At 57.5% G+C, this 26,838-nt stretch carries 24 protein-coding genes and 1 tRNA gene; 11 read left to right on the forward strand and 14 right to left on the reverse strand.

Annotated features, from left to right (window positions below):
• Nucleotides 1-10: 10 nt before the first annotated feature.
• The 4 genes from VFX97_12825 to VFX97_12840 all read right to left on the reverse strand — a co-directional run bounded on the left by VFX97_12825 (nucleotide 11) and on the right by VFX97_12840 (nucleotide 5,044).
• On the reverse strand, nucleotides 11-532 hold the full coding sequence (locus VFX97_12825) for a hypothetical protein (GenBank protein HEX5704079.1): 522 nt from the start codon (nucleotides 530-532) through the stop codon (nucleotides 11-13).
• 137 nt (nucleotides 533-669) lie between these two features.
• Complete coding sequence (locus VFX97_12830) at nucleotides 670-3,126, reverse strand: prolyl oligopeptidase family serine peptidase (GenBank protein HEX5704080.1); 2,457 nt, start codon at nucleotides 3,124-3,126, stop codon at nucleotides 670-672.
• 173 nt (nucleotides 3,127-3,299) lie between these two features.
• Nucleotides 3,300-3,968 (reverse strand): hypothetical protein, encoded by a 669-nt coding sequence (locus VFX97_12835; protein HEX5704081.1) that lies wholly within the window; start codon nucleotides 3,966-3,968, stop codon nucleotides 3,300-3,302.
• A 92-nt stretch (nucleotides 3,969-4,060) separates the two neighbouring features.
• Nucleotides 4,061-5,044, reverse strand: a complete 984-nt coding sequence (locus tag VFX97_12840; protein ID HEX5704082.1) for a KpsF/GutQ family sugar-phosphate isomerase — start codon at nucleotides 5,042-5,044, stop codon at nucleotides 4,061-4,063.
• Nucleotides 5,045-5,402: 358 nt separating this feature from the next.
• On the opposite strand from VFX97_12840, the gene VFX97_12845 reads away from it, so the two are divergent.
• From VFX97_12845 to mscL, 4 genes are all read left to right on the forward strand, one after another.
• A tRNA-Arg gene (locus VFX97_12845) sits at nucleotides 5,403-5,479 on the forward strand.
• A gap of 29 nt (nucleotides 5,480-5,508) precedes the next feature.
• Complete coding sequence (locus VFX97_12850; protein ID HEX5704083.1) at nucleotides 5,509-5,910, forward strand: response regulator; 402 nt, start codon at nucleotides 5,509-5,511, stop codon at nucleotides 5,908-5,910.
• 143 nt (nucleotides 5,911-6,053) lie between these two features.
• Nucleotides 6,054-6,620: a hypothetical protein gene (locus VFX97_12855; GenBank protein HEX5704084.1), complete on the forward strand. Its 567-nt coding sequence runs from the start codon at nucleotides 6,054-6,056 to the stop codon at nucleotides 6,618-6,620.
• Nucleotides 6,621-6,719: 99 nt separating this feature from the next.
• A complete protein-coding gene (mscL, locus tag VFX97_12860; protein ID HEX5704085.1) occupies nucleotides 6,720-7,151 on the forward strand; it encodes a large conductance mechanosensitive channel protein MscL in 432 nt (143 codons plus the stop codon).
• Nucleotides 7,152-7,221: 70 nt separating this feature from the next.
• Here mscL and VFX97_12865 read toward each other — a convergent pair whose 3' ends face one another.
• The gene (locus tag VFX97_12865) at nucleotides 7,222-7,947 is read right to left on the reverse strand and encodes a hypothetical protein (protein ID HEX5704086.1); all 726 of its coding nucleotides are present in this window, start codon (nucleotides 7,945-7,947) and stop codon (nucleotides 7,222-7,224) included.
• Between the two features lie 325 nt (nucleotides 7,948-8,272).
• Between VFX97_12865 and VFX97_12870 the strand changes: the two genes are divergently transcribed.
• Together VFX97_12870 and VFX97_12875 are read left to right on the forward strand one after the other, a co-directional pair.
• Nucleotides 8,273-8,659: a hypothetical protein gene (locus VFX97_12870; GenBank protein HEX5704087.1), complete on the forward strand. Its 387-nt coding sequence runs from the start codon at nucleotides 8,273-8,275 to the stop codon at nucleotides 8,657-8,659.
• A gap of 171 nt (nucleotides 8,660-8,830) precedes the next feature.
• Complete coding sequence (locus VFX97_12875; GenBank protein ID HEX5704088.1) at nucleotides 8,831-10,255, forward strand: pitrilysin family protein; 1,425 nt, start codon at nucleotides 8,831-8,833, stop codon at nucleotides 10,253-10,255.
• A gap of 10 nt (nucleotides 10,256-10,265) precedes the next feature.
• Here the strand turns inward: VFX97_12875 and VFX97_12880 are convergent, their stop codons facing one another.
• The gene (locus VFX97_12880) at nucleotides 10,266-10,916 is read right to left on the reverse strand and encodes a Maf family protein (GenBank protein ID HEX5704089.1); all 651 of its coding nucleotides are present in this window, start codon (nucleotides 10,914-10,916) and stop codon (nucleotides 10,266-10,268) included.
• 66 nt (nucleotides 10,917-10,982) lie between these two features.
• On the opposite strand from VFX97_12880, the gene VFX97_12885 reads away from it, so the two are divergent.
• Genes VFX97_12885 through gatA form a run of 3 tightly spaced genes read left to right on the forward strand, consistent with a single transcriptional unit; the run spans nucleotide 10,983 to nucleotide 13,288 of the window.
• On the forward strand, nucleotides 10,983-11,450 hold the full coding sequence (locus VFX97_12885; protein HEX5704090.1) for a DUF721 domain-containing protein: 468 nt from the start codon (nucleotides 10,983-10,985) through the stop codon (nucleotides 11,448-11,450).
• A gap of 58 nt (nucleotides 11,451-11,508) precedes the next feature.
• Nucleotides 11,509-11,808: an Asp-tRNA(Asn)/Glu-tRNA(Gln) amidotransferase subunit GatC gene (gene gatC / locus VFX97_12890; GenBank protein ID HEX5704091.1), complete on the forward strand. Its 300-nt coding sequence runs from the start codon at nucleotides 11,509-11,511 to the stop codon at nucleotides 11,806-11,808.
• Nucleotides 11,809-11,836: 28 nt separating this feature from the next.
• Nucleotides 11,837-13,288 (forward strand): Asp-tRNA(Asn)/Glu-tRNA(Gln) amidotransferase subunit GatA, encoded by a 1,452-nt coding sequence (gene gatA / locus VFX97_12895; protein ID HEX5704092.1) that lies wholly within the window; start codon nucleotides 11,837-11,839, stop codon nucleotides 13,286-13,288.
• A 166-nt stretch (nucleotides 13,289-13,454) separates the two neighbouring features.
• Here the strand turns inward: gatA and VFX97_12900 are convergent, their stop codons facing one another.
• Nucleotides 13,455-14,159, reverse strand: coding sequence for a hypothetical protein (locus VFX97_12900; protein ID HEX5704093.1), 705 nt, complete (start codon nucleotides 14,157-14,159; stop codon nucleotides 13,455-13,457).
• Here VFX97_12900 and VFX97_12905 point away from each other — a divergent pair.
• A complete protein-coding gene (locus VFX97_12905; protein HEX5704094.1) occupies nucleotides 14,154-14,978 on the forward strand; it encodes a POTRA domain-containing protein in 825 nt (274 codons plus the stop codon). The two genes, VFX97_12900 and VFX97_12905, sit on opposite strands and share 6 nt — an antisense overlap.
• Nucleotides 14,975-16,078, forward strand: a complete 1,104-nt coding sequence (locus VFX97_12910) for an alpha/beta fold hydrolase (protein HEX5704095.1) — start codon at nucleotides 14,975-14,977, stop codon at nucleotides 16,076-16,078. Before VFX97_12905 ends, VFX97_12910 begins: the two co-directional genes overlap by 4 nt.
• Nucleotides 16,079-16,088: 10 nt before the next feature.
• On the opposite strand, the gene VFX97_12915 is transcribed toward VFX97_12910, so the two are convergent.
• From VFX97_12915 to panB, 7 genes are all read right to left on the reverse strand, one after another.
• Complete coding sequence (locus VFX97_12915; protein ID HEX5704096.1) at nucleotides 16,089-16,802, reverse strand: hypothetical protein; 714 nt, start codon at nucleotides 16,800-16,802, stop codon at nucleotides 16,089-16,091.
• A 160-nt stretch (nucleotides 16,803-16,962) separates the two neighbouring features.
• Nucleotides 16,963-20,865, reverse strand: coding sequence for a chromosome segregation protein SMC (smc, locus tag VFX97_12920; GenBank protein ID HEX5704097.1), 3,903 nt, complete (start codon nucleotides 20,863-20,865; stop codon nucleotides 16,963-16,965).
• A gap of 184 nt (nucleotides 20,866-21,049) precedes the next feature.
• Complete coding sequence (locus tag VFX97_12925) at nucleotides 21,050-21,760, reverse strand: thioredoxin domain-containing protein (protein HEX5704098.1); 711 nt, start codon at nucleotides 21,758-21,760, stop codon at nucleotides 21,050-21,052.
• Between the two features lie 6 nt (nucleotides 21,761-21,766).
• Nucleotides 21,767-24,268, reverse strand: a complete 2,502-nt coding sequence (locus tag VFX97_12930; protein HEX5704099.1) for a molybdopterin cofactor-binding domain-containing protein — start codon at nucleotides 24,266-24,268, stop codon at nucleotides 21,767-21,769.
• 128 nt (nucleotides 24,269-24,396) lie between these two features.
• A complete protein-coding gene (locus tag VFX97_12935) occupies nucleotides 24,397-24,924 on the reverse strand; it encodes a (2Fe-2S)-binding protein (GenBank protein ID HEX5704100.1) in 528 nt (175 codons plus the stop codon).
• 45 nt (nucleotides 24,925-24,969) lie between these two features.
• Nucleotides 24,970-25,845, reverse strand: coding sequence for a pantoate--beta-alanine ligase (gene panC, locus VFX97_12940; GenBank protein HEX5704101.1), 876 nt, complete (start codon nucleotides 25,843-25,845; stop codon nucleotides 24,970-24,972).
• 84 nt (nucleotides 25,846-25,929) lie between these two features.
• Complete coding sequence (gene panB / locus VFX97_12945) at nucleotides 25,930-26,814, reverse strand: 3-methyl-2-oxobutanoate hydroxymethyltransferase (GenBank protein HEX5704102.1); 885 nt, start codon at nucleotides 26,812-26,814, stop codon at nucleotides 25,930-25,932.
• Between the last annotated feature and the right edge of the window lie 24 nt (nucleotides 26,815-26,838).

A 26,838-nucleotide genomic window follows, 5' to 3' on the forward strand; every position in this document is an offset into this window, starting at 1 on the left:
TTCCGTACGCTTACGGCCCCTTCGTTTCAGCTGGAATGTATCGGTTGGGATTATTCGGGTCCAGTCTAACCATACGCCCGTTCCTCCAGTAAAGGCCATCGGCGAAACCGACAAATCCGATCGACAAGCGAACCTCGGCCGTAACTAGTTCGCCGCCGTATTGTGCGAGTCCTATGATCGCGCGATCCCACGAATCGCCGTCAACCTCAGCTTCGATTTCCTGACCAGGCGCTAACGCAGTGTGCTCAAGCCGAGTTGTCCCTGGCCCTTTTAGATCCACACCGAACATGCGTTGGGCCGCGGGAGGCTTTAGATAAATGTAAGCTTGAAAGCCGGTGAGCTGTTTTCCAGAGATGTTTCGTACGCGAAGACGTATGTCCTTTGGCCAATCTTCGGCGCCAGCGAAAGTAGCTTCATCATAGCCGTCATCTCCGCGCCGCCACTTCGACTTGATCCTCGACTTCACGGATTGATCGGCGATTTTAAGATCGATCAACTCCAAAGGCTCGTTGCCGTGTCTCTCAATCAGCAATGACTGCTCTGAGCGTTGCGGTGCCGCCTCTCCATGAGGAAAAGCGCTGAAACCCAGTGCGATAGTTAGCAAAGCGGGTAGCACTCTACCAAGTCCGAAAACAGAGCGTCGGATTCTCATTTGCGATACCGAGACGATCAGTTTGCGATCTGCTCTTTCCCTCGCGGCGGCGCATTCTTCACATACTTATCGAACCAATTGATTCGCTCGGCCAGCACGTGCAGCAGCGTCTCGCGGCCTGCGTAGCCGTGCGCTTCGAATGGCAGCGTCACGTAACGCACGGTTGCGCCCTGCCCTTTCAAAGCCAGGTAGAAACGTTCCGACTGGATTGGAAACGTGCCTGAGTTGTCGTCGGCTTCACCGTGCATCAAGAGAATCGGGTCCTTGATTTTGTGCGCGTGCCAGAACGGCGACATGCGCGCGTAAAGCTGCGGCACTTCCCAGAACGTGCGCCGCTCGCTCTGAAATCCAAACGGGGTCAACGAACGATTGTAAGCGCCGCTTTCCGCAAAGCCCGCCCGGAACAGACGCGAATGCGCAAGCAGATTCGCCGTCATGAACGCGCCATAGCTGTGACCGCCGACGCCGAAGCGTTCGCGATCGCCGACGCCCATATCGACGACTTTGTCGATCGCTGCTTCGGCGCTTGAGATAAGTTGCTCGACATACTTGTCGTTGGCGGTCTCGCCCGCGCCGATGACCGGCATTGTCGGATTGTCCAAAACCGCGTAACCCGACAACAGCAAGAACAGATGCGAGTAGCCGCTAACCAGCGTGAACCGATTTGCTGAACCGGTGATTTGGCTGGCGGCGTCAGCGTCGCCGAACTCGCGCGGATAGGCCCACAAGATTACCGGCAGACGTGTCCCCGGTTTGTAACCAGGCGGCAAAAACAAATTACCCGAAAGTTTTACGCCGTCTTTTCGTTGATAAGTGATGAACTGCCGCGTCACGCCGCGTAGCTGTGGCTGCGGATCTTTAAAGTCCGTGACCGGGAGCGTCGTGTTGCCCACGACGTGGTGAACAAAGTAGTTCGGCGGATCCTTCTGCGATTCATATCGCGTCAGGAAAGCTTTCGCGTCGTCATCCAACGGCGCCACGACCGTCTCGTAAGAGTTGCTATCGCTGCGGAACAGGCGCTCTTTCTCCAGCGTCTTCAGATTCAGCCGATCGAGGAACGGCCGGTCACCTTCGGGTGACGCTCCCTGACCAATCAAGTAGATTGAATCGCCCCTTTGAATAATCGGTCCGCCGGCGCCGCCGCCACCTCCTCCGCCGCCGCCTGCGGTTGATCCGGTGGTACGGGTGACGGGTGTTCCGGGATTCTCGTAAGCAGCATCCTGCCGGCGATCCCAAAGCTTGCGCGGCTGGGCCCCGTCTTCAAGAATCCAGGTTCGGATCCGACGTGTGGCTCGGTCAGATTCGCTCAGAAGCGTTATGCCCTTCTCGGTAAATGAGAGACCGGCCAAGCGCCACTCGGTCTTCGCCAGTTCGCTGTGCGGCGCACTAAACGGAGCTGAAAGCGACATCACTTTGTCGCGGATCGCCGCCTTGTTTCGCAGGTCGCCACCGTCCTGCGCTTCAACCCAAACGAGAGTTGCCGGCTTGTCCCCCCGCCACTGATGTCCGCGTGGTCCTGTTTGCACGCCGTTGATGGGAATGCCCTCGCGGTTCGGAATGTCCGCGAGCTTGCGCACGAATTCGCCGCGACGCGTCCACACCTCGACGTCTTCGGCAAAGCCACTCATCGGCAGCAGATGTGAAAATGGTCTCTTCAGTTTTGAGACGAGCAGGTACTCGCCACTGGGCGAAGGCGTGACGCTATCAAAGAGCGCCGGTCGTCCGATCAGCGTTTTGCGTGCGCTCTCGATGTTGTAGGCAGCGAGCTGACTGGTGAAATAGTATTCAAACAAATTGTCGTCGTGCGCCGTCTTCAGCAGATCTTCAAAGGTTGGCGCGGGCGCCGGCTTGCCCTGGTTCTCCTGGATGTTCGGGCCGCTGGGAACTGCCGGTTCCGCTGGCGCCACGCCTCGACCTCCCGCCACGATCTCGCAAATCATGTTGGTGCTATCGTGCAGCCAATCACACGGATCGCCGCTGGCAGCGTTCAGCCGATCGAGACCGCTGACACGTCGCGCTTTGCCGCTCGCGTTGGCAACCCACAGTTCGACGCTATTCGGCGTCGTGTTCAGAAACGACAGGTACTGGCCGTTCGGCGAGAAGCGCACGTTTGAAATGTTTGCCGACGCGGGCACCGTGACCTTTGTTTCAGCGCCGTCGGCAATCCGCTTCAGAGTGATCGCGTAAATCAAACCCGTGCGGTGCGGTCCATTCGTTTTCGGATTGATGCGCGCGCCGGCCAACCGCAGCATCGGCCGCGACAGTTCGGCAATGGTTGGATACGGCCGGCGATAAAGCAGCGCGAGCGTCTTTTTTGAAGGACTGAGAATCGCCTGCGGCAGAGGCGCGGCGTCGAATGCATCAATAACGTGCCGGGGCGGTAGTTGGTAACGCGGCGCGTTTGTTTGCGCAATTGCGAGGATCGCAGTCGCGACGATCAGCAGGGCGGCGAACACACAGTTTTGTTTTCGCACGATGGGCTCCTCCGAATTGTGTTTGAGACTCCGCGTGAGGCGCGGATTCTATCAGAATCCCAACCTGTCGGGATAGCAAGTCAGAACCACCTGCGGTAGCGGGTGGTTGAACGGTACTCGGATAGTCTTAACTGATTGAGATCAACGGCGCGCTACCGCAGGCCGTTCTGACCTCACCCCCGCACGAAGCGATACGTGATATGCAAAGCCAGTTCGTTGGACGTGATCTCAGGCCGCACGCCAATGGCTTCCAAACGCAAGGCGCCGCCGGCGGGCTTGATGTTCGTGTTGGTTGAGAGTTGCTCCAGCGTGAACAGTTCCACCGGATTGTAGCGACGGTCGATCGTGCTCTGCACCATGTTTCGCAGCGGATCGTTCAGCAATCCCGGGGTGTTGGCCAGATGAATGTCGCGCACTTGAAACCGTGCCAACACCGCGCGCCGATCGCGACTGAACTCCATGGTGGCTTCTGCATCGGCCCAGCCGGTGAATTGGACACAACCAAGAAGGCCCGAGTAATACGCTCCCGCAAACGCGAGCGGCCCCACGATGCGGCCATTCTCGAAACGCACGGCAGTGCGCACCCCATTAACTTCACGCTTCAAACGGATCTCGCTGGCACAGTTCGCCGATTGCGCGCCGCCGCTGGTAAGCGGCATCGACGGTTCTTGCAGGTTGTCGAACATCCCCACGAGGAACGAATTGAGAAACTGTTCGTTGACTGTGATCGTCGCCCTCGGCGCCCGGTCATTCGCTCGTGCACCGAGGCTGCCCTCTTGAGCACTCGCGGCGGTGAACGCCGTGAGAATAGACAGCAAAGCAATAAACAATCTGATTTTCATAATGAAACCCTTATTTGGGTACGCACGTCTCCGGCGTGCTGCGTTAATACATTGGACGGCACGCCGGAGGCGTGCGTACCCAATCTCCAAAATCACAACCCGCTGCGCACGATGTCATGCAGACGAATCAGCCCAACGCATTTCTTTTCGTCATCAACTACCGGCAGGACGCTGATTTGCGAAGACCGTTCTTCCATCAACCGCAAAGCGTCGTAGGCCAGCATTGCCGGAGTTGCCACGACCGGGTCGCGGGTCATCAATTCGTCGCAGGTAATATTTGCGAAGGCGAGGTCTTTGGCCGCGATTCTTTGCAGCGAACGGCGCAGATCTCCGTCGGTGATCACGCCCGCCAGCCTTCCGTCGCCATTAACCACGTTCACGGCGCCGAGTCCGAAATGCGAAATCGTAGACACAATGTCCATCCAGGCTGCGTCAGGCGCGATCATCGGATTCTCAGTTCCGCCGTGCATCAAATCCGCTACCCGCAAAGTCAGGCGTTTGCCCAACTGGCCGCCGGGATGGTTCGAAGCGAAATCATTTTCCGTCAAACCCTTTGCCCGCATCAGCGTCATCGCGAGCGCGTCTCCGATTGCCAGCGCGACCGTAGTGCTAGCGGTCGGCGCGAGATTTAACGGACACGCCTCCTGATCGACCGAAGCATCGATCACCACATCTGCGCGGTGCGCGATTGAGGAGTTCACATTGCCAAGAATCGCAATCAGCGGCACGTCGCGCTGCTTCAAATACGGCAGCAGTTCGAGCAGCTCAGAGGTCTCGCCACTGTTGCTCAACATTACGACTGCATCGTCGGCGGTAACGATCCCGAGCCCTCCGTGCCGGGCATCGGATGGATGCAGAAACAGCGCGGCGGTGCCGCTGCTGGTCATGGTGGCCGCGATCTTCTGCCCAATGATGCCGGACTTGCCGACGCCGAGCACGATCACTTTGCCGCGGCATTTCGCCAGCAAATCGATCGCCGGATCAATGTCGCCCGGTTGCAGGCGCGCTGCGGCCTTGGCAATCGCATCAGATTCCGCGCGCAGCAGTTCAATGACTTGTGAATGCGTCTCAGACATGCCGGATGTTGATATACGAGGTATGAAGCATTTTGCAAGGAAGGCGGGTATGGCGAGTTGGCTGGAGGGTGTTGTGACTGAAAATGTCTTGGGAAACCAAGATCTGTCGTCGCCTTCTCGCACGTAGCCGTTTTCAACGGCTTAAACCAGAAAGCGTTAAAACGCTTCGCGGAATAGTTGCTGCTCAACTCTGACGCCTCGCTGAAGCGAAGCGTGAATGAGATTGTAAGGTCTCGAGCCGCTAACCACGACCGTTTAGGAATCCGGGTCTATCACCTACACGCTACACGCTAAACCCTTTAGTCTAACTAACGCTGGAATTACGTCTCTTCGCTATGCTAAGTTTCTTATGCCCCGTGCCCGCGTAGCTCAGTGGATTAGAGCGCTCGCCTCCGGAGCGAGAGGTCGCAGGTTCGACCCCTGCCGCGGGTACCAAACTCTTGCCCATCCTCCCGGCTGTTGTCATGCAAGCTCAAACTGCCATTAACCGTACCCGTCCGCAGCAGACTATTCTGCTGGTCGAAGACTTTGACGATACGCGTCTGATGATGAAGCTCTGGCTGCAGAAGAAAGGTTACCGCGTAATCGAAGCCGAGAATGGCGAGCAAGCGGTCGAATTAGCGCAAAGCGAACAGCCTGATTTGATCATCATGGACATGATGATGCCGGGATTAGGCGGCCTTGACGCGACCCGGCAAATCCGCGAGTATCAGTCTCTCCGCCAGACGCCAATTGTCGCCGTGTCGGCTTACGGCGCTGATGAATATCGAGCCCGGGCTCTGGACGCCGGTTGCACCGATTACGTCCCGACGCCGTTCGATCCCACAGCGTTGAGCCAACTGATCGAGAGATTGCTCGCCACATGATCCACCGTTCGCGATTCGCTCTTCACCTCTTCGGTTCAATTCTTCTCTGTCTCGTCAGCGGTCTGAGTATCTCAGCTCAACCATGCTCCGTGCGAAGTGATCAGCTTGCGGATGCGCCCGAGCTCCGGGGATTTCGGCTCGGAATGACGTTCGATCAAGTCAAAGCGCGCGTGCCACAAGTGCAATTCGGCCGGCCCGATGAGATTGGTCTCACTAAGACCAGCATCAATCCGCTTTACGATCCGCAGTTCGACAAAGTGGCCTTCGCAGACATTCGCACCATCTCGTTCGATTTTCTGGACGGCAAGCTCACCACGCTTTGGATCGGGTACGAAAGCTCGTTCAAATGGCAGTCAGTCGATGAGTTCGTTAAGGGAATCAGCAAGTCACTGAACGTGCCGGGCAGGTGGTCGCCAAAACGTGGCGGGCAGCAACTGGGTTGCGACGGCCTCACACTTTACGTCTCATTAATTGCCGGCAGCCCCAGCATTCGACTGGCCGACGACGCTGCCGACGTGACGATTGCTGAGCGGCGCGAGGAAGTGGCTGCCGCCGCCGAGGCGCAAGTGGTTGCGGACAAAATCACCAAACTGTACTACCCTGCGGGCTGCGAAGCGGGCGAGAAAGTCTCGCCACCGGATCGCGTCGTCTTAAGGAACAAGGAAGAAGCCGAAAAGGCCGGCTACTCACTCGCGAAAAATTGTCAGTAGCTACGCTTGCGGCACAGACTTCAGTCTGTGATTTCACCACTGCAATTCTTGCGATTCGGATATCCACAGACTAAAGTCTGTGCCACAAAGGAGGCCCCAATGCTGAAAGAGTTCAAAGAATTCATCGCGCGAGGCAATGTGATCGATCTCGCGGTTGCCGTTATCATCGGCGTCGCGTTCGGCAGGATCGTCACGTCCCTGGTCGAGGGCATCATCATGCCGCCAATTGGTCTGCTGCTAGGCAAGATCGATTTCGCAAGCTTGTTCGTCGTGCTCGACAGCTCGAAAGGCGTTCCCGTTTCGCTGGCTGACGCAAAGACGAAGGGCGTTCCGGTGGTCGCTTACGGCCAGTTCATTAACGACATCATCAACTTTGTGATCATCGCGTTCGTGATTTTCCTTGTGGTGAAGTTCGTCAACAAGGTGCGCCGCAAGGACATTTCGACGAAGGATTGTCCGGCGTGCCTGACCTCGATCCCGCTGGCGGCCTCGCGCTGCGCTGCGTGCTGTTCGGATTTAAAAGCGGCCTAACGTCCGTCAACCTGCGGATTAAGTAAGCAGGCCCAGGGAGCCGCACTTCTCCGGGCCCATCGACCGCAGCCTACCAGAGCACTTCGATCTCGTACATTCTGGCTCCGCCGCTCGGGTCCTTGATCTCGACGACCGCTGTGAAGTCGTTTTCGCGCGACGGTTGTTGCAGGATCCGGACGGTACCGCGCCCATTGAGCTTGTTCACTCTGACCGTGGTGCGACGACGCGGCAGCTGCGACGTGAAGTTGTAGTTCGCGTCGTTGTACTCTGTGCCGCCGATCGTCCGAACGTCGACAAAGCCCCCGCGAATAACCAACTGCACGTTGTCATCGACGGTGCCGCGCCAGTGCAGACGCCCCGACGTACTCTCGCCTTCACCCTCATGAAATTCGCCGCCACTACCTCTGCCGTCCAACGTTCGCTGAATATCGTCGACCGTGCGCCGCACATCATTCCACCGGTTACGGCGCGCGAAGTCGCTGTCGGCGCGCGTCAGTAGACTTGCCAGGATTGCGGCCCCGTCTTTCAGTTCCGTCTCGCGGCGGCGGTCCGTCACCATGCGCCGAAAAATGCGCGCCGATCCGCTGAACTGCTCGGCCAGATAGAGAGCCTCAACATCGCTCCGGTTGCTGAAACTACGAGTGCGATAGTCGCCGTAGGTTCTCTCAGCCAAATCAATCGACTGCTCATCAAGCAGTTGGGCGAGGCTGGCGAGCCGGGAAGACTGCGCGGGCGTCGCCGCGAAGGACAACATCAGCAAACATGCCACGGCAAAGAGCCGCAGGAAATTTCTCATAACTCCTCCTTCAGGGCTGGGTTTCAGAAGAATCAGCATTTTACGATGCCTGGGGAGTTCAACAAACCATCTTTGCGCTGCTTTGCGTCTTTGCGTGAAACCGTTTCTTCAAAAGGGTTGTTGCACGCGAAGGCGCAAAGTCGCAAAGAAAAACCGCAAAGTCGGACACTCTCCTTCCTCGTTCCTTGACCCGCCATCGTGCGCTTTTTAGAATGAACTTTCCCTCTAACACCCGCGTACATGGATTATTAGCAGAAGGAGAACTTGTATGAGTACGTCTTATCAAGGACCATCAGATGGGTCAGAGCAAAGGAATGAATTAATCATGCACGAACCAGAACCAGAACCAATTGACGAGAAATCGAATGCCGGCAACTCGATGCGTGACATGGCCGCGCGAATTCCCGAGCAACTTTCGGCAATTGGCCGTGACATTAGCCGCACAATTGAGAAAGCCATTTCCGCCAAGGACGATTACATGTTGGCGGTGAAGGTCTCCGCGGATGCTTCCCACAAGTTGGGTCAGCTGGTGCAGGCAGGCGTTTTTGGTACACGCGCCGAGGCCGCTTCGTTTTTGATTGACCAGGGCATCAAGACGCAAACAGAATTGTTCGACCGCGTGGAAACGAAACTCGCGGAAATTGAACGTCTGCGTGCTGAGCTGCGCGGAATGGTCGCCGAAAAGAAAACGGACGAAGCGCCCGCCGCGTAACGTCCACAGTCTTACGTCTGAACCCCCGAGCGATAGCGAGGAGTCATGTTAGGTTTACGCATGACGCTTAGGCATCTCTCGGGGTTCTGACGTGCAGTCTTTGTTAATCCCCCACGCGACGCGGTACACTTCCCCCGTCATTCCACTTTCATTTTTGTTGAGCGGCTTCAAGTGCAGACTTCTTTTCTCGTTCCACATACATCCATCGAACAATTCACCCTGGACAACGGTCTGCGGGTCGTCCTCAACCAGGACAAATCCGTTCCGGTAGTTTCTGTCAGCGTTTATTACGACGTTGGCTCGCGCAATGAGCCCGAAGGGCGCACCGGGTTTGCTCACTTGTTTGAGCACATGATGTTTCAGGGTTCTGAGAATGTGCCGAAGGCTGCGCACTTTCAATTCATCTCAAACGCCGGTGGCACGATGAACGGCACGACCTCCAGCGAACGCACGAATTATTTCGAGACTTTGCCGGCCAGTGAGTTGCCCCTCGCGCTTTGGCTGGAAAGCGATCGCATGCGCTCCCTCAACGTGACGCAGGAGAATCTTGATAACCAGCGCGAAGCCGTAAAAGAAGAAAAGCGTCTGCGCTACGACAATCAGCCTTACGTGAACGGTTTTCTGCGTCTGTTTGAGATGAGTTTCAAGAACCCCGCGAACGCGCACTCGACGATTGGTTCGATGGAAGACCTCGATGCCGCGACCGTGGATGATGTGCGCGAGTTCTTTCGCGTTTACTACGCGCCAAATAATGCCGTGCTTTCAATCGCCGGCGACTTTGATATTGCCGAAGCGACGGAGCTGGTTCACAAATACTTCGCTACGATTCCGAGCCAGCCGGCGCCGCCGCCCGTTGATGTGAGCGAGCCGGTCGAAGTGGCTGAACGCCTCGACACATTCGTTGATAAGCTCGCTCCGGTGCCCGCGTTTGCGCTTGGCTGGAAGATTCCGCCGCGCCGCACCCCTGCTTTTTACGCGCTCTCGCTGGGCAGTCATCTACTGTTCGAAGGAGAAAGCGCGCGGCTTTATCAGAAACTGGTGAAGGGCGAAGAGTCAGTCGTTCAAATCCAGGGCGGCATCGACGAACGTCGTGGGCCGTCTGGTCTGTTCATCGTGGTGATTCCCAAACCGGATAGTGAAGGCGCCCAAATCCGCGACAGTATCTTCAATGAGATCAAAGACCTGGCGACGCGTGGACCGAGCGAAGAAGAGATGGAGAAGCTGCGCAATAATCTTTTCAACGGAGATGTGCGCAGTCGGCAATCTTCACAGTTCCGTTCACAACAAATCGCCGAATACACCCTCTACGACGGTGACCCGAACCTCTTCAATTCTGAGTTGCAAAGGTATCTCGACGTGACCGCGGACCAAATCCGAGACGCCGTCGCGAGTAACATCGATACCGATAATCGGGTGTTGCTCGAGATCGTGCCCGCGCCGATCGAGGCTGCGCCTGGCGAACCCCAACCTTCCGGCGAGCCGAAACAGCCCGCGGCGCCGCCGCCGCAAGTCCCACCTGCGCCGGCGAAAGAACCCGCGCCCACGGGTCCGATTGCCGCTTCCGACGAACAGTCAGTTCTCGTCGGGAAAAGTTAATCCTTCCCGGCTACCGGCGAATTAAGTCGTACAACAACCGCACCGGCAACCCCATCACGTTGAAGTAGTCGCCTCTAATCCCTTCGATGAAGCGCGCGCCTTTGCCTTGAATCGCGTACGCGCCGGCTTTGTCCATCGGCTCGCCGGTTTCAACATACCAGGCGATTTCGGTATTGCTCATCGGCGCAAATCGTACTTCAGTCATTTCGACGTCAACCTCGATCCCCGATTCTGAGATCAACGCGACACCAGTGAGCACTTGATGCCAGCGTCCTTGTAACAGGCGCAACATTCGCCGGGCGTCCTCTGAATCCACGGGCTTGGCGAGAATGTGTTCGTCAACCACGACCGTGGTGTCAGCTGCGACAATAGGTCGATGCGCATGAACGCCACCCGACGCTTCAGCCTTTGCAGCCGCAAGCCGCGCCACATACTCACGCGGGCTCTCGTCGTCGCGTAATGATTCGTCAACTTCGATCGCGCCGACTTCGAAAGGCCAGCCAATCATTTCCAGGATTTGAGCGCGTCGCGGACTTGAAGAAGCCAGTAACAGCTTGGGCAATTGGACCGGTGAAGGCGCTGTCGCTGATGAATCCCGGCCGGCCGGGATTAAATCAGAACCTTCGCGCACGTTCGTTTGGTTGTTTCGCGAATCTTCCATTACACTCCGAGACTTGGTTTTGGCTCGTCATTCTGAAAGTTTTTGGTCTGAAGTTCAAATTTCATCATGATTGATGCAGCGCTTCTATTGCCGAAGATACTCGCGGGTGCGGGGGAGAACGCGGCCTTGGCTGAGATGGTCGCGAAGATCGCCTGGCGGAGAGTTTCCGGTGAAGGCCTGCGCGATCATGCCGTTCCGTCTCGGCTTCAGGAGAAAACTCTGACTGTGGCCGTCGCGGATGCAGCCTGGCAAAAGCAACTTCAGCCGATGTCGGCTGAGCTGATTTTCCGCATCAACAAGTTATTGCGACAGAAGGTTGTGGAGAGGATTGAGTTTCGCATCGACCCGCGCGCGCTCGGCAGTCTTACCGTGCAACGTCGTTCCACGCCGCGAGTTGCCGGACCGTTGCCGCCCGTTATTGTTTCGTCAGTGGCAGGAATCGAGGATTCGGAACTTCGCGAAAGATTCATGCGCGCTGCGGAAAACTGCATCTCGCGGCGCGACAACCTGGGGACAGGGAAATCCGCAGTTTGAGATCTGAAATCTGAGATCTGAAATCTGAAATCTGAGATCTGAGATCTGAAATCTGACTATGCCTATTTCCGAATCTGACATCGAAAAGATCGCGCAGCTCGCCCATCTGGAGATCACTGACGGCGAGTGCCGCACGTTCGCGCCGCAAATCGCGGAGATAGTCGCTTACGTTGAGCAACTTAATGAAATCGACACGAGTGGAATCGCGCCCGCGCTCGGCGGTCTGACGCCGGAAGGCGAACGCACTGATTCATCGCGCCCTGACGAAGTGCAACCGTCGCTCGGGCAGAAACTCGCACTCGATCAGGCGCCCGATCCAGCGTCGGGACACTTTCGCGTTCCGAAAGTCCTGGGCTAAACAGCCGTGTCCGGGCCTTTAAGCAACCGTGAATAAAACCATATCCACACTTCGAGACGAGATTAGCAGCGGCAGCGTGACTGCCCGCACCGCTGTCGAGTCGGCCGTCTCGTCTGCCGAACGATTGAACGACGACCTCAACGCCTTTCTCGAAATCGATAGAGGTGGGGCGCTGAAACGCGCTGATGCGATTGACGAGAGGATTAAAGCAGGCGACGCACCGGCGCTCGCGGGAATCCCGGTCGCCATTAAGGACAACATCTGCGTGCGTGGCCTGCAAACGTCCTGCGGCTCGCGCATCCTCGGGCCGTACAAGCCGCCTTACAACGCCACTGCGATCGAGCGACTTGTCGAAGCAGGCTCGGTAATTATCGGCAAGACGAACTGTGACGAGTTCGCCATGGGATCTTCTAACGAAAATTCTGCGTTCGGCCCGGTGAAGAATCCCTGGGACACTTCGCGTGTGCCGGGCGGATCGTCCGGCGGCTCAGCAGCGGCCGTCGCGGCCGGAATCGTTCCGGTGGCCCTCGGCTCAGACACCGGCGGATCAGTTCGCCAGCCGGCTTCGCTTTGCGGAGTCATTGGCGTCAAGCCGACTTATGGTCGAGTATCGCGTTACGGTTTGGTGGCGTTTGGCTCTTCGCTAGATCAAATCGGAGTATTCGCGCGCAACGCGTCTGACGCAGCCGCAGTTTTGCAGATTATCGCCGGTCGCGATCCGCATGACGCGACTACTGCCGACGTGCCGGTCGCGGATTACATCGGCGAAACTGAAAAGAACATCGCCGGGATGCGCCTGGGAGTTTCGCGCACGTTGTTGGGCGAAGGCCTGGACGAAGAAGTGCGCGCGGCTATCGAAACAGCGATCGCCGCTTATCGCGATCTGGGCGCAGAGATCGTTGACGTCGAATTGCCCCACGCGAAATACGCGATTGCGGTTTACTACATCATCGCCACGGCTGAAGCTTCGTCGAACCTGGCGCGCTACGATGGCGTGCGCTACGGCTTTCGCGCCGAGGAAGCTCCCGCGTTGCGCGACATGTATCGGAAGACTCGCGAACAGGGTTTCGGCGAAGAAGTGAAGCGCCGGATCATGCTGGGAACTTACGTTCTTTCTGCCGGTTATTACGACGCTTACTATTTGAAAGCACAGAAGGTGCGCACGATGATCCAACAGGACTTCGCCACGGCTTTCGCCAAATGCGATGCGGTCCTGACGCCCACGGCCCCGACCCCGGCCTTTCGTTTTGGTGAGAAGGTCGATGATCCTCTGGCGATGTACCTGAACGATATTTACACGGTGACCGCTAATCTGGCGGGTATTCCGGGTATCAGCGTCCCGTGCGGTTTGTCGTCTGAAGGATTGCCAATCGGGCTGCAACTACTCGGGCCGTACTGGGGCGAAGGAACGCTGTTCCGGCTCGCGCACGCGTATCAGAAAGCACACCCACTAAACGCGCAACCAAAGATCCACGCGTAATTGATAGCGCGACGCTGTTCTTCGTCCCGTAGGGACGAGATGTTTATAGCACCGCGCTTCATCTTGAAATTGAGTGAGCTCCGTTAGGAGCGTAATAACGACATTTCGCTCCCAACGGAGCGAACCGCGACAGAACAGTTGCTTAAAGCTATAAACATTGTCGCTCCTACGGAGCTTTCTTGAGGAATCTCTTCCGAAACTCCTCGGACCGCCGTCGCAGCTCCAACCAATTCTCGAACAACGTCGGTGTTTGCAACCAAACCTTCAGCCACTCGGCTATTTCGGATTGCTCACCCCGAACCGTCTCGGCCACTTTACGATTCTTTCCCATCGCCTCTGCCCGTTGGCGCGCATCGGCGGCCAGGGTTCTCAACTCGTCAAGTCCTGTGTCGTCATCATCACGCTCAAACTCCAGCCTTAGCCTTTCCATTTTGCTGATGAGCACGCCGGCATCCTGGATATTTAGTCGTGCGCCGGACGTAAGCGCCTCCACTGCCGCGAACTTATCCATTCGGCTGTTTACCCGCGATTCGCGCCAGCGCACGTCAGACTCAATAATCTCCGGGTGCCGCAATTCGGCGCCTTCATCCGCCAAAAATCTCGCCACCGAAGCAGGACTAATCGCTGAATCTTCAGAGCTTTTAGCCAATTGTCGCTGAACGTTTTCCAGAAACTGGGCGTCAACCGCCGGCCGGCCGAGTTCCAGCCAGAGCTTCACAATAACTTCGCGCGCGGCTTGTGCGGCGAGGGACTGCGCGGGGTGTTTTTGATGCGTAACTTCCATGCCTGAGCCGGAAAGGCTAGAATTCGATGTATCGAAGCTTGCTCTAGCACCGCCGCCAGAGTCAATCACATGAACAATCCTATGCATCGTTCTATTCGCCATCGCCAAAGCCGACTGTTCCTCCTCGCGGGTGTGGCTTTGCTTTGCGCCTCTGCCGCAGTCAGCGCTCAAGAGGGAACGACTTTGCGCAAGATCGAGATTGTCGGCCTCCAACAACGGTCACTGGAGCAGGTCATCGCGACGAGCGGACTCAAAGTAGGCGAGAAGATCAATGCTTCAATGATGGACGCAGCCGCGGACAGGTTAATGCGCTCCGGTTGGTTTCAGACTGTGAATTATCGCGTGCGCAACGCCGACGGTGATACGACTGTCGTGTTCGAGGTGATGGAGAAGGTCGCGGCAATCAACGTCGCATCTGCCGAAACTCTCGGTCGCGTGGTTTGGATCGGCAATGCTGCGTTGACCAGTGAGGATTTATCTGTCGCTTTAGGTTTGCGCATCGGCGGCCCTTCCTCGCAAACAAAGATCGATGAAGGCCTCGGCCGCGTTCGACGCGCATACGCGCGCCGTGGGTACATTAACGCGCAGGTCACTGATGTAACGCGAACTGTTGATGCCCGTCGTGCGAATTACCAATTCACGATTCGCGAAGGGGAGCAATATCGGATGGGCTTCCTGTCGATAACTGGTCTGGGCCCAGCCGAAACGGGTCAGTTGAAAAGCAGGTGGACACTTGCCAACGGCGCAGTTTTCGATGACTCGTACTCGGATCGATTCAGAACGACAGTCCTACACCCATTTGTCGTGGTCCGCACGCAACGCACCGGCATTCGTTCGAGATTCGAAATCAGCACTAAGCCGGACTCTCAGAAACAAACAGTTGATGTCATCATCACGTTCAAATGATCTCCAACCTTACCGACGACCGCGATGAAACACACGCGCCGTCGCTCCTCGACCAGGTAACGGCCAAATTCCAGGAGAAACCGTTCGTTCCGGCCCGCTTTTTCACCCAGGGCGACATGCAAACGCTGGCAGCGTATTTCTGGCCCGGAAGATTTCGCCCGCGAGATGTCACCGAGGACGAAGAGCGTCTGTTTGAAGTCGAACCGGGCAGCCAGGTGCTGGCGCGTTGTCGGTGGCAACCCGATCGCACCCGCTATCCAACGGTGGTTTTGTGGCACGGGCTTGAAGGTTCATCCGCGTCCGCCTACATGCTGACGACAGCCGGCAAGATTTTCCAGCGCGGCTTCAACGTCGTGCGCATGAACATTCGTAACTGCGGCGGGACAGAGCACCTGACACCGACGCTTTACCACGGCGGCTTGACGCACGACTTGCGCGCAGTCCTCGCTGAATTGATTGATCGCGATCGTCTGTCGCGCATTGTGATCGGCGGGTTTTCGCTCGGCGGTAACCTGACTTTGAAACTCGCGGGCGAATTGGGCGACGAAGCTCCCGAACAACTCAAGGGTGTCGTCGCCATTTCACCGTCTGTCGATCTGCAAGCGAGTTCTGATCTTCTGAAGCAGCCTCGGAACTTCGTCTATCACCGGAATTTTCTTTACTACTTAAAGCGTCGCATTCTTCTGAAACAGCAGAGGTATCCCGAGCTTTACGATTCAGCCCCTTTGGCCAGCATCAGTTCGCTGGTGCAATTCGACGATCACTATGTGGCGCCCGCCTTCGGCTTTGCCGACGCGCGCGACTACTACGCAAAGGCCAGCGCACTTCCCTTCCTCACCCGTATTCGCGTCCCAACTTTGATTATCCATGCGCAGGACGATCCCTTCATTCCCTACACGCCGCTGGCGGAGTCTCTGAATCCGCAGCCGCAGAGCGACTCATCAAGTGTGGTGCTGACCACTGATAACGAGAACGTAATGCTGGTGGGGCCTGCGCGCGGCGGACATGTCGCGTTCGTCGGCGCCGACTCACTGGATGAGGATCGTTTCTGGGCCGAGAACCGGCTGGTCGATTTTTCAGAAATTGTGGCGGGGGACTGAATCGCCGAGGTCACTTATCAATCTTCTTCAGTAACCGCTCGGCGTGATTGCGGGCAATCAGCGGGACGTGCGCGTCAGTGCGAATCTCTTTCAAGAGCGGGACGAGCTGCTTCGGATCTGACAGCGCGTTACGGTTGTACATAGATTCGAGTTGCTTCAGCAGGCCGGGCGTATTGAGCGGCTGGTTCTCGCGGGCGACCGTCATGTCGAAGACGAAGATGACTTGATCGGCGACGCGCCGATATTCCTGAGCCAGGGCCCAGGCGCTCGCATTACCGCTCCAATTGAATTCCGCCGTCCGTGTCCGGTCGAGCGCGGTCATGCCAAGTTTATACGTGCCGAGATGTGCGAAATCCTTCGCCGACTGGTAATTCTCGTTTGAGTCGAGAAAGCGCAACTCACGCCAAAGCTTTTCTAACCGCTCCAATACCGGGGGCGTCAACTCAACGTTTTCGACGATCGGATCCTCTTCCCCTTTGCGCGCAAAGGTAACTTTGCCGCGCCCCGTCCCGTCATGCTCAACGACGATGTGGTTGATGGTGAATTCACGGTGCGAGAACTCCCAGGTGTAACGGACCGAAGCCGGTGCTTTGCTATCGGGGACGATGGTCGAAGTCGAATTGGATTGTGGTCGATCGTTCCGCTTGCTTTCGGTTTGGGGGTAACTCATTACCGCGAACGCCAGCAGCAACGGCAAGATGAGAACGCCGCGAAACAGACGCATCTCTCTGTGTCTCTGTGGAGTCTTTGTGTCTCGGTGGTGAATGCTATCCATAGATCCCTCACCCCAGAGACACGGAGAACCACAAAGACACTGAGAATTGACCATCATGAATGTCTGATTATGCTGGGAGAGAACTGGTCTTTACAACTCGCGGCAAACTCTACTCGAAGCGCACGGAAACAAGCTTGGAAACGCCGACTTCCTGCATCGTCACTCCGTAAAGCGCGCGCGCGGTTTCCATCGTGCGTTTGTTGTGCGTGATGACGATGAACTGCGTATTCGCGGACATGGAAACCACTTTGCCGGTGAAGCGGCCGATGTTCGCTTCGTCGAGCGGCGCATCAACTTCGTCCAATAGGCAGAACGGCGACGGCCGGTAATGGAAGATGCCGAGCACGAGCGCGAGGGCCGCCATCGCTTTCTCGCCGCCCGAAAGCAGCAGCACGTTCTGGAGCCGCTTGCCGGGCGGCTGCGCGATAATATCGATGCCCGACTCGAGTTCGTTATTCTCGTCGATCAGGCTCATCTCGCCGCGACCACCGCCAAACAATTCCTTAAACAGTTCGCTGAAGTTCTGATTGATTTGTTCGAACGCGGCGCGGAACCGTTCACGCGAGCGCCGCTTGATCTCGCGCAAGGCCTCTTCAGTCGAAGCAATTCCCTTTGTGATGTCATCACGCTGCGTCGTCAGGAAGGCGAGCCGCTCTTCGTTTTCAGAAAGCTCTTCGAGCGCCATCATGTTGACGGCGCCGAAACTCTCGAGCTTCTCGCGCAGCTCTTCGACTCGCGCGCGCGACGTCTCTAAAACAAATTCAGGATCCGGGACTAACTCGCGCGCAATCTCTTCGAGGCTTTGGTTCAGCTCATTCGCGCACGATTCGCGCACGAAGTTGACGCGCGCCAACGCTTCGGCGCGCTGCACTTCAATTGCCGCGCGGGCATCACGTGAGGCGGCAGCGCTACGATTCAGTTCCGCCAACTCAGCCGCCATCGCATCGGCGCGTGCGCGGGCCTCGGTCAAGCGCGCTGTCGCTTCGGCAATCAGCCCTTCCTCGCGCGCCTTCTCTTCGTCAATCGTCATCGCGAGCCGATCGATTTCAGCAATTGAGCTGTGCAGCTGTTCGATCCGCGAGCCTCCTTCCGTCAATTCCAGGTTGTGCCGCGCGATTCGCGTACTCACTTCTTCATGCTCAGTTTGCAGCCGGCGCAGATCAGACGATGTCGAGCGGCGACGTTCGGCGGCGGCGGCGGCTTCGGCGCGCTGATGGTTCAACGTAGTGCTGTCGGTTTCGACTACGGCGCGAATCTCAGCCAGGCGGTTCGTTGTTTCGGTGATTTTTTGGCTTGCCGCGAGTCGCGCCGCTTCGGCAGCCTCGGCATCGCTTAAGGCCTTCGCGAGACTCGCTTCCAAATCCTTTCGTTCCTGCTCAAGCCGCGCCTGATCATCGACAACCACACGCAGATGCCGGGCGGCGCGTTCGACGTCCTGGTGCAAGGTCCCTGAGGCCAGTTCAAGCGCCATCGCCCCGCGCTCTTCGCGCGCAATCGAAGCGTTCAGCAGAACCACTGACTCTTCCAGGCCGGTCATGCGCGAACGCGCTTCCTTGACCGACATCTCTGTGACTGCTCGTTCCGCTTCGAGCTCAACCACGCGGCCCTGCAATTCGCGCAGCTCGCGTTTGAAGGTCAAGAGTCCTGCGCCTTCTTCCAGGGCGCGGCCGTTACCGGCGTTGACGAACTGCCCGCCGGTCACCCAATCACCATCGACCGTCACGTACATGTCGCCCGTCGCCAGCGACAGCGCGGTCGCGTCATCCAGCGTCGGCACCACGCGCGCGTTCATCCGTTCCGGCAGCGTACGTTCAAGCAGGTTAAGTAGTTCGCGCGGCGCATTTAGAATGTCGCCGATGCGCGGCCCGTCAATTCCCATCGGCACATAGTCACGTTGCGGCGCACTGCCGGTCGAGCTGGTGGTCGGCGTGCCGGTGAAAGTAGCGACGGTGACTTCGTCACTACCGCCGTGCAACCCCGTCACGAGGAACTGCGCGCGGCCAATGTGATTGGTCTTCAGCCACGCCGCGGCACGAATTGCGTCATCGGGTGTCGGCACCAGAACTGATTGCAGGGATGAACCCAGCGCTCCTTCGACGGCGCGCTCCCATTGGGCTTCGACTTTAATTGAGTCCGCCAGCGTGCCGATCAAATGAAACTGTTCAGCTTCGTTCGCCGAAAACGCTTCCTGCACAGCTAATGAAAAATGAGCTCGACGTTCGTCGAGATCTTTAAAGCTTTCGAGGCGCGCTTGCGTGCGCGAATAATCGTCACGCACACGCGTCAACTCGGCATCAGTGTCGGACACGCGTTCATGCCCTTCGACGACGGCTTTGACGGCGCCCTGGCGTTCAGCCACGAGCCGCGCCAATTTCGCGCGCGCTTCAATGATCTGACCGCTGAGCTTCTCTGCTTCGGTTGTCGCCGTCTGGTGAGACGCGGTTGCCCGCTCGCCTTCACGCGCCAGGCCTTCCGCCTGCTGTGTTAGCTTTTCAATTGACGATTCGATCTGTCGTCCGAGTTCGTGCAGTCGTTCGCCGGCCACCGTGTGCTTCAAAAGTTCCGGCCGGGCGTTCTCGATTTCCTCTTCGGCACGAGCCACTTCGGCGAGTCTCGCGGCGTAAGTTTCTTCAGCAGTGCGCAGCAACGTCGAGGTCTGCTCGGTTTCAGCCGTCAGCGTTGCGTCCAGCGCCCCCAATCGCTCGAGCTCGGATTCGACCAGCGCCAGCCGTTCCGTCAGCGCGGCCACTTCGGCTTCGATTTCCGTCCGGCGCTTCGAAAGCGTTTCAATCTGTTCTTCCTGATAGACACGTTCGCGGATGCGTCGATCACGCTGCAACGCGCCTTCGGCGACCGCCGCGCGCACTTGCGCGAGTTCGTCTTCAAGGGTGCGCGCGTTTTGCGTGGCCGTGCGACTCGCTTCTTCACGCTCCGTTAAGGCGGCCGCCAGTTGCTGTTCTTCTTGTCCCGCCTGATCCAGCTCAGCCTGGGTTTGATCCAGCAGCGCCACGAGGCTTTCTTCTTCGCCGACGTAAACACGGCGTAGAAGTTCGCGCAGTTCTTCGCGCAGGATCCGATAGCGACGGGCCTTTGCGGCTTGCCGGCGCAAACTATTCACCTGCCGCTCAATTTCCGAAATGATGTCCGCCACGCGGCTGAGATTTGAGCGCGCGCTTTCCAGACGCGCTTCAGCAGCCCGTTGCCGCACGCGAAACTTGGTGATACCGGCCGCCTCTTCAATAATCGTGCGGCGATCCATCGGTTTGGCTGAGAGGATCTGGCCGATGCGGCCCTGTTCGATGATCGCGTAGTGACCGCCCGCCAGGCCTGTGCCTGAAAATAAATCCTGGATGTCGCGCAGCCGGCAAGGCCGATCGTTGAGCAGGTATTCGCTTTCCCCCGACCGGTAGAGACGCCGGGTTACGGAAACAGCTTCACCCGGAGCAAACTCCAAAGCGAGGTTTCGACGTTGGCGCCAGTGGCGGTGATGAGGCTTGGCTTTTGGTTTGGCTTCGGTCGGAGCTTCGACACTCTCCGCTTGAACTTCTGATCCCGTCGCTCCGGGTACTGACTGGTCGGTAATCAACGAATCGCTCGTTGGCCCGACTTGATCGTCTGACCCCGTCGCTATCGCTCCGGGTACTGACTCGGACACTTCCGGCGCGTCAAAAATCTCATCGTGCGAATCGATCTGCTCGAGCGTCGAATCGATGTCCTGGATATCGGGCTCGTCTTCGGTGGTTTCGTCACGTTGCAGGTGGAGCACGACTTCCGCCATGCCGCTCGGCTGCCGATTGCGCGAGCCCTGAAAGATGACATCTTTCATCTCGCCGCCACGCAGGTGTTTGACGCGCTGCTCGCCCAAAACCCAGGCGATCGCGTCGGCAACGTTGCTCTTGCCGCAGCCGTTCGGCCCGACAACCGCAGTTATGCCCTCGCCGGTAAAGCGAAGGTCAGTATGGTCCGCAAAGGACTTGAATCCTGTGATTTCGAGGCGCTGAAGCTTGAACATCGGTGTCCGTCATTTGATGCGGGGGGTGACGGGCATCAAAGGGTCACTTTCGGGTGGCACTATAGAGAGATGCCGCCCACATGTCAACAAGAACTTGAGCCACTTGGGTTTAAGTTACAGAGGTGCGCGAGGTTAGTTTCCCATGTTGGCGTCCGACCGGAGGACTCGCGAGAAAAAAACAATCTTACTGACCACTGGCCTTCCGCTGAAGCATGTAGTTTATGCCCTGCCTCAGGCCCTCGGGAGTAGTGGCTTCGTAGCGCAACATTTGGCCATCGATAAACACGGTCGGCGTACCGGAAACCCCCACGCCCGAACCTTTCTGCATGTCGGAAGCGATTCTCTGCTGGACCGCCGAACTGTCCATGTCGCGCGTGAATTGTTCTACATTCAGCCCGAGCTCACGCGCGTAGCCGATAAAGGTTGGGCGTGCATCGGAAAGGTCCTTCCATCCGTTCTGTGTTCCGTAGAGGCGGTCGTGCATCTGCTTAAACTTGCCCTGGTTCCCGGCAGCTTCGGCGGCTTGCGCAGCCATCATCGCGTTCTTGTGAATCTTCGTCAGCGGAAAGTGCCGGAACACGAAGCGCACCTGGTCACCGTACTCGTGTTCGATCTGTTTCAGCACCGGATGCAATATTCCGCATGGCGGACACTGATAGTCGCCGTACTCTTCCAGCACCACCGGCGAACTGACTTTGACGTTTGGCCGGGTGTAACCCGTGGCGTTTCCGGGCGAACTTTGCGAAGCCGCCTGAGAAGCAGCCGTGGGCTGAGGCTGAGCATTCGCAAACGTGTTCGCGTTACCAGCGCCCCGTTGCCGGGAAAAGATCACGAACGCGGCCACACCGGCAACTAGAACCAGGATGATGATGATGAACGGTAGACTCTTTTTCATATGGCTCTACGAATGCACCGCGACGCGCGGCATCTCGTGACCGTCTCCGCCTTCGCGAGGTGTTAAGACGCGCAAAGGCTCGGGCCACTCAACGTCCGGAACTGAGGTTGGGCCGAATCGCCCATCGCGGCCTCTTGATTTTTCGTGCAAGGCTTTCAAAACTTTTTCAGGTGTGAGCGGCACTTCATCGATTCGCACGCCGACGGCGTTGTAAACAGCGTTCGCGACCGCCGGAGGAACCGGCAACAGTGGTCCCTGTCCAACTTCCTTTGCGCCAAACGGGCCGTTGGGATCGGGATCTTCGATCAAGTACGTCTTAACGTCGCACATCTCCATCGTCGTCGGACTCTTGTACTCAAGCATCGACGGAATCTTGTGTACGACGTTTCGATTCGCCCGATAAGACATCTCTTCCATCAGGATTTCGCCCATTCCCATGTAAACGCTGCCTTCGACCTGGCCCATCACGAGGGCCGGATTGATCGATTTGCCGATGTCGTGCGCGATCCAGATGCGTTCGACAATCACGATGCCGGTTGCGGGATCGACGTCCACTTCGGCCACGGCCGCGGAATAGCTGTAAGCCGGCGAAGGCCCGACGCCCGCACCTTTGTATTTGCCGGGCGAACGCGGCGGCGAATAGGAACCAACCGTGCCAATGGTACCGAACTTGGATTCAGCGAGCACGACGGCTTCCGCGAACGAAACGCCCAGCTCCGGATTCTCGACATCGAACACCCGCCGTTCAGCGAACGAGATGTTTTCAATCGGCACACTCAACTTTTCGGCGACGGCCAGAGTCAGAAGTTCTCTGGCGCGCTCGGCTGCCTGGATGGCGGCGTTACCGGTCATCAACGTGACGCGGCTGGAATAGCTGCCCAGATCGACTGGCGTCAAATCGGTATCGGCCGTGACAACGCGAATATCAAACGGATCGATTCCGAGAATCTCAGCCACAATGTACGCCAGGATGGAATCAGAACCCTGTCCGATGTCGGTTGAGCCGCACATGACGCAGACACCGCCCTGGCGATCCAACCGAAGCTGCACACCAGATTGCGGCATGTTGTTCCAGTAGATCGGCAGACCCGCCCCGCAGAGGTAAGACGAGCAGGCGATGCCGATGCCTTTACCGTAAGGAAGCTTGCGGTGCGCAGCCCTCCCGGCTGCCTGGTTGTCGTCAGCAGGCGGGACGTCTGCGTACCGATCCCACGCAAACTTCTTCTTCCAGTCCGATCCTTCGACCACCTTGTCGATGCACGCACCCAGACCCATGCTTCCAATGCGCAGATAATTCGCGGTCAGTGAATTCGCAGGCGCGAGATGATTGCGACGAACCTCGACCGGGTCCAGATTCAGTTGCTCGGCTATCTTGTCGAGGTGCACTTCCAGACCATAACGCGGCTGTGGCGTTCCATGTCCTCGCTTTGGACCGCACGGTGGTTTGTTGGTGAACACCCGCGCGCCCTGAAACTTGTAGCGCGGCACCTCGTACGTCACGGTTTGCAGCGCGCCGGTGTAGAACGTACTGGCGACTCCGTAACTTCCATACGCGCCGCCGTCGAGAAACGTTTTGAAATGCATCGCGGTGATGGCGCCGTCTTTCTTCACGCCCGTCTTAACGTGCATTAACACCGGATGGCGGCCGCGATGACAATAGAAAACTTCTTCGCGCGTCAAAGTGCATTTAACCGGCCGGCCAGTGATCATGGCGAGTTTGCTGACGACGACTTCGTGATTGAAAGGATCGCTCTTGCCGCCAAAGCCTCCGCCATTCGGTGTCGCAATCACGCGAATGTGACTGGCGCGCAGCTCAAGCACTTTCGCGAGGGCGCGATGCACATAGTGCGGAGTCTGCGTCGAGCTCCACAGCGTCAGTTTCTGATCGGAATCAAAGTGAGCCACCGCCGCATGCTGCTCCATCGGCAGATGTGTATTGCCCTCGTAGAAGAAAGTGTCTTCGCGAACCAGATCAGCTTCGGCGAAGCCTTCATCAACGTCACCGAATTCAAAGCTCACCTTCTTGTGAACGTTGCCGCCGTCGCCGTACTCGTGGATGCGAGGTTCATCGACCAGCAATCCTTCTTCAATCGACGTGATTGTTTGCAATCGCTCGTATTCGACTTCGATCAGATTCATCGCGTCGAAGGCGACGTCTTCATCGATCGCGGCGACGGCCGCAACCGGATCGCCGACGAATCGCACTTTGTCGATACAGAGGGCGTGTTCGTCCTGACTGACAGGCAGAATCCCGTACGAGATCGGAAGATCCTTGCCGGTAATAATGGCGAAGACGCCGGGCAGGGCCAGCGCCTTTGATACATCGATGTTCTTGATCAGCGCATGCGGTTCGTGCGTGCGGAGAATCTTGCAGGCGAGCATCCGCGGCAAAAGGATGTCGTCGGCAAATCTCGTTTCGCCGGTGCACTTCGCGCGGGCATCGACTTTACGAAAAGGCTTGCCGACTACATTGAGTGGCTTCCCGTTGTTTGAACTATTGTCTGGCATTCAAGTTTGAAAAAACCTTCAAGGCCCGGAGTCTCTCAGGGCAGGAAGGCGGGCTTGCCCCCGCTGAATTAGGTCATAAAGAGCGGGGGTAAACCACCCTTCCGGACTGCGAGATCACTAAACACGAATCACAACCCATAAATTGCCTCTTTAGGCAGCTCCATATTTTCACCGCGCATGCGCGCCGCCGCCAGCTCCACTGCCTCGTAAATCTTGATATAGCCGGTGCAGCGACACAGGTTTCCCGACAGCGCCTCTTTGATTTCGTCTCTGCTCGGCTCGGGATTCTTCTCAATCAATTCCTTCGCGGCCAACATGAATCCGGGCGTGCAGTAACCGCACTGGGCTGCACCCGTGTCCGCAAACGTGTCCTGGAGCGGATGCAGGCGGCCATTTTCAGCCATACCTTCAACCGTCGTAACCTCGCGGCCTTCGGCATCCAGTCCCAGCATCAGACACGACAAGATTGATTTGCCATCAACCAAAACCGTGCACGTGCCACATTCGCCCAGTTCACAACCGTGCTTGGTGCCGGTCAACGCAAGATCCTCGCGCAACACTTCGAGCAGCGTCTTGTGCGGCGCGAACGCAACCTCAGCCTGCTCGCCATTGAGCATGAAAGTGATGTGCGCCTTCTGTTTATTACCGTTCGTCATTTCACAACAGCACCCTTCCTTACGGTCGGGTTTCTGATGGCACGCTTAGACCGCGGCAGCATCCTGCCTCTGAGTTAGACCCATCACCATGTTATCAATCAGACGCGTCTTGCCGATGTACACCGCCACCGACAACAACGCCGGTTTCTCTTCAACCTGCGCCAGCGGCTGAAAGTCTTCAGCGTCATTCAGGCTGATGTAATCGACGCGCGCCAGGGGCTCCGCGGTAATCGTTTCGCTTACCATCTGAATCAACCGCTCAGCGCTCCGCTCACCGTCGCTGTACGCCTGTGATGCGCGGGAAAGACCGCGATGCAAAACTGTCGCAGCGCGCCTCTGTTCGTCGGTCAGATACGCGTTCCGTGACGACAAAGCCAACCCGGATTCTTCGCGCACAATCGGCAGCACCACTACTTTGGTGTCGAACGCAAGATCGCGGACCATTCGTTTGAGCACCGCCGCCTGCTGCGCGTCCTTCTGACCAAAAAACGCCACGTCCGGCCGCACGATGTTCAGCAGAATCGCCACGACCGTCGCCACGCCGCGAAAGTGTCCCTGTCGCGAAGCGCCCTCGAGTTGCTCCGACAATCCTTCGACGGTAACGTAGGTCGAAAATTCCGGCGGATAGATGTCGGTAGCCGTAGGCGCGAACAGATAATCCACGTTTTCGCCCGCCAACAAGGCGGCGTCGCGTTCCAAGTCGCGCGGATACTTCGTGAAATCCTCAGCCGGGCCAAACTGCGTCGGGTTAACAAAGATCGAGACCACGAGGGTATCGCATTGCGCGCGCGCTTCACGCATCAGACTGAGATGCCCCTCATGCAGCGCGCCCATTGTCGGCACAAAGCCAATGCTGCGGTTCGCGCGCTGAACGTCACGCGCAATCGAGATCATGTGTTGCCGATCTTTGATTGTCTCCATAAAAGAAGGTCTTTGGCCTTAAGACTTCGGTCTTAGTTTCAAAGACCAAAGATCAAAGACCGAAGACCACCGATAGCATCTAGTCTATTTGGACCTCTCTACCTTGCCCGAATCCAGTTTCAGTTCTTCCGCAGCTTCTTTGGGCAGTCCGTACGATTCACCTTCAGCAGGATAGCTGCCGTTGCGCACGTCTTCGGCCCAGCGCGTGACGGCGTCGGTAATCGTTTCGCGCAGGTTCGCGTATTCGCGCACGAAGCGCGGCAGCTTTCCGAATGCCATGCCGAGCAGATCGTGGAAGACGAGCACCTGAATATCGCAATGCACGCCGGCGCCAATACCGACGGTCGGGACCTTTATGCTTTCAGTGATCATCTGGGCGATTTCGCGCGGGACTAACTCAAGCACAATCGCGAACGCACCCGCATCTTCCAAAGCATGAGCATCATCGAGCAAACGCTTGGCCGCATCCGCAGTCTTGCCCTGCACGCGATAGGCGCCGAGCTGATTGATCGACTGCGGCGTCAAACCGATATGACCCATCACCGCAATTTCTTCATTAACGAGACGCTTCACCAGCTTAACCCGTTTCAGCCCACCTTCGAGTTTTACTGCTTCGGCCTCGCCTTCCTTCACCAAACGCAGCGCCGCGCGCACCGTGTCGTCCGTGCCGGTGTGAAACGATCCGTAGGGCATGTCGGCGACCAGCAGCGCGCGCTCGACACCGCGGCGCACCGCCTTCACATGAATCAGAATTTCATCGAGCGTCACCGGCACTGTGTTGCCATAGCCAAGCACGACATTCCCGAGACTGTCGCCGACCAGGATGATATCGATGCCGGCTTCATCAACAATGCGGGCTGTCGGATAGTCGTAAGCCGTGATGCAAACCAGTCTTTCGCCGCGTTCCTTGCTGGCTTTGAGTGAAGGCGCGCTGACTTTTTCGGGACGTTCAGGTTTGAGATATGGCATCGATAGGCCTCTCGCGAGTTGGCT

This window comes from Pyrinomonadaceae bacterium (genome assembly GCA_036277115.1).
Lineage (GTDB): Bacteria > Acidobacteriota > Blastocatellia > Pyrinomonadales > Pyrinomonadaceae > UBA11740.

Coding starts and splice junctions, on each gene's coding strand:
- VFX97_12850 (HEX5704083.1), top strand. CDS start 5,509: ATGCAAGCTCAAACTGCCATTAACCGTACCCGTCCGCAGCAGACTATT.
- VFX97_12865 (HEX5704086.1), bottom strand. CDS start 7,947: ATGAGAAATTTCCTGCGGCTCTTTGCCGTGGCATGTTTGCTGATGTTG.
- panC (HEX5704101.1), bottom strand. CDS start 25,845: ATGGAGACAATCAAAGATCGGCAACACATGATCTCGATTGCGCGTGAC.
- VFX97_12915 (HEX5704096.1), bottom strand. CDS start 16,802: ATGCGTCTGTTTCGCGGCGTTCTCATCTTGCCGTTGCTGCTGGCGTTC.
- panB (HEX5704102.1), bottom strand. CDS start 26,814: ATGCCATATCTCAAACCTGAACGTCCCGAAAAAGTCAGCGCGCCTTCA.
- VFX97_12900 (HEX5704093.1), bottom strand. CDS start 14,159: ATGCATAGGATTGTTCATGTGATTGACTCTGGCGGCGGTGCTAGAGCA.
- smc (HEX5704097.1), bottom strand. CDS start 20,865: ATGTTCAAGCTTCAGCGCCTCGAAATCACAGGATTCAAGTCCTTTGCG.
- VFX97_12905 (HEX5704094.1), top strand. CDS start 14,154: ATGCATCGTTCTATTCGCCATCGCCAAAGCCGACTGTTCCTCCTCGCG.
- VFX97_12930 (HEX5704099.1), bottom strand. CDS start 24,268: ATGCCAGACAATAGTTCAAACAACGGGAAGCCACTCAATGTAGTCGGC.
- VFX97_12885 (HEX5704090.1), top strand. CDS start 10,983: ATGATTGATGCAGCGCTTCTATTGCCGAAGATACTCGCGGGTGCGGGG.
- VFX97_12840 (HEX5704082.1), bottom strand. CDS start 5,044: ATGTCTGAGACGCATTCACAAGTCATTGAACTGCTGCGCGCGGAATCT.
- VFX97_12870 (HEX5704087.1), top strand. CDS start 8,273: ATGCACGAACCAGAACCAGAACCAATTGACGAGAAATCGAATGCCGGC.
- VFX97_12935 (HEX5704100.1), bottom strand. CDS start 24,924: ATGACGAACGGTAATAAACAGAAGGCGCACATCACTTTCATGCTCAAT.
- mscL (HEX5704085.1), top strand. CDS start 6,720: ATGCTGAAAGAGTTCAAAGAATTCATCGCGCGAGGCAATGTGATCGAT.
- VFX97_12855 (HEX5704084.1), top strand. CDS start 6,054: ATGACGTTCGATCAAGTCAAAGCGCGCGTGCCACAAGTGCAATTCGGC.
- VFX97_12880 (HEX5704089.1), bottom strand. CDS start 10,916: ATGGAAGATTCGCGAAACAACCAAACGAACGTGCGCGAAGGTTCTGAT.
- gatC (HEX5704091.1), top strand. CDS start 11,509: ATGCCTATTTCCGAATCTGACATCGAAAAGATCGCGCAGCTCGCCCAT.
- VFX97_12835 (HEX5704081.1), bottom strand. CDS start 3,968: ATGAAAATCAGATTGTTTATTGCTTTGCTGTCTATTCTCACGGCGTTC.
- VFX97_12910 (HEX5704095.1), top strand. CDS start 14,975: ATGATCTCCAACCTTACCGACGACCGCGATGAAACACACGCGCCGTCG.
- VFX97_12925 (HEX5704098.1), bottom strand. CDS start 21,760: ATGAAAAAGAGTCTACCGTTCATCATCATCATCCTGGTTCTAGTTGCC.